The 1,986-nt window shown below is 64.9% G+C and carries 2 protein-coding genes; both read right to left on the bottom strand.

Annotation, left to right across the window (positions count from 1 at the left end):
* The coding region (locus QTH97_RS36805) for an arylsulfatase (RefSeq protein WP_286573725.1) at positions 1 to 1,562 on the bottom strand (1,562 nt) is incomplete at its 3' end.
* Between the two features lie 64 nt (positions 1,563 to 1,626).
* The coding region (locus tag QTH97_RS36800) for a response regulator transcription factor (protein ID WP_286573724.1) at positions 1,627 to 1,986 on the bottom strand (360 nt) is incomplete at its 5' end.

Below are 1,986 nucleotides of genomic sequence, written 5' to 3'. Positions count from 1 at the left end.
AAAGAGTAGGCCATGCTCACGCCTTCGATCGGCTTCTGCTTGATGCCGTTAATCATCTCCGGCGCCTTGATGCCGGTGGCCTCCAGGATGGTCGGAACGATGTCGATCACGTGGTGGAACTGCGTGCGAATGCCGCCGGCATCCTTGATGCGGTTGGGCCACGAGATCGCCAGCCCCTGTCGCGTGCCACCGAAGTGCGAGCCAATCTGCTTGGTCCACTTGAAGGGCGTGTCGAACGCCCAGGACCATGCCACGGCCATGTGCGGATAGCTCGCCGCCGAGCCCCAGGCATCGTAGAACTTGAGCTGTTCGGCAATCGGGAAGTCCAGGATGCCGTTGTACGAGGTCCACTGGTTAGGAGTGCCACTCATGGTGCCTTCGGGACTGGTGCCGTTGTCGCCGACGATGTAGATGATCAGCGTGTTGTCGAGCTGGCCCATGTCCTCGACCTTCTGGATCACGCGCCCGATCTCGAAGTCCGTGTAGGCCGCGTAGCCGGCGAACACCTCGGCCTGACGGGCGAACAGCTTCTTCTGGTCGGCGCTCAGCGTCTCCCACTTGGGCAGGCTGTCGGGCCAATCGGTCAGCTTGGCATCCGCGGGAATGACGCCCAGCCGCTTCTGGTTGGCGAAGATCGTTTCGCGCAGGACGTTCCAGCCCGCATCGAACTTGCCCTTGAAGGGCTCGACGAATTCGGGCTTGGGGTTGTGCGGCGAATGCGTGCCGCCCGGGGCGTAGTAGACGAACCACGGCGAGTCAGGTGCCGAGGCCTTGACGCCCTGCATGTAGTTGATCGCCTCGTCGGCCATGTCGGTGATCAGGTTGTAGCCCTGCTTGCCGATCCACGGGAAGATCTGCCGGTTGTTCTGGAACAGGTAGGGCGTCCACTGGTCGGTCTCGCCGCCCTGGAAGCCATAGAAATAGTCGAAGCCCATGCCCGACGGCCATTGGTCGTACGGCCCGGCGACGCTGTACTGGAAGTCCGGCGTGTTGTGGTTTTTGCCGAACCACGAAGTGGCATAGCCGTTGCCCTTGAGCATGGCGCCGATCGTTGCGTTGTCGGGGCCGATGATGGAGTCGTAACCGGGGAAGCCCGTGGACAGTTCGGTGATGACACCGAAGCCGACCGAGTGGTGGTTGCGCCCGGTCAGCAGGGCGGCCCGCGTGGGCGAGCAGAGCGCCGTCGAATTGAACTGGGTGTAGCGCAGGCCGGACTTGGCGACGCGGTCGAGTGCGGGTGTCGGAACGACGCCGCCGAAGGTGCCGCTGACGCCATAGCCCTGATCGTCCGTCATGATGAGCAGCACGTTCGGAGCGCCCTTGGGCGGCACCACGCGCGGCGCCCACCAGACCTTGGAGCCCTCCAGGGTCTCCTTGATCACGCCGCCGAATTTTGGCGGTTGCGGCGGCAGCTGGGTGGCGGGCACCGTGGTGGTTGCGCTCGGTGCGCCCAGTTCTCCCGTGATGACCTGCCCGCCCGCAGGCACTGCGACCAGCGTCGCGGCCAGCACGGCGGCGGCGGCTTGCACGCCGCCCACCAGGAACATTCGATCTCTTTTCATTCGACCTCCATCCTTGTTTGAAGTTGAGCTGAGGAAACACGGATTCGTTTGCCGATGCCCCGGCTCAGGGCATCGCGCCGGCCTGCACCGCGACCTCGATCGCAGCCAGCAGGTCCTTGCTGTGGAACGGCTTCGCGAGATAGCCCGAGGCGCCGCGTCGCATCGCCTCGTCGCGCAGCTGCGGGGCGTCATGCGCGGTGATCACGATGACCGGCGGCCAGTTTCCGCGCCTGCGCAACTCGCTCAGCAAGTCCAGGCCGGACATGCCGGGCAGATGGAAGTCGCTCACGATGCAGTCCGCACCCACCATCGGGCCGCTCGCCAGCAACGCTTCCGCCGAGGCATAGGTCGCGGTCTTCAGTCCGGCGGCCATCAGCAACCGCTCGATGGCCTGGCGCATGCTGTCGTCGTCGTCCACCACGAG

The sequence above is a fragment of the Variovorax gracilis genome, from assembly GCF_030317115.1.
Taxonomy (GTDB): Bacteria; Pseudomonadota; Gammaproteobacteria; order Burkholderiales; family Burkholderiaceae_C; genus Variovorax; species Variovorax gracilis.
This window is presented reverse-complemented; position numbering and strand designations above follow the sequence as displayed.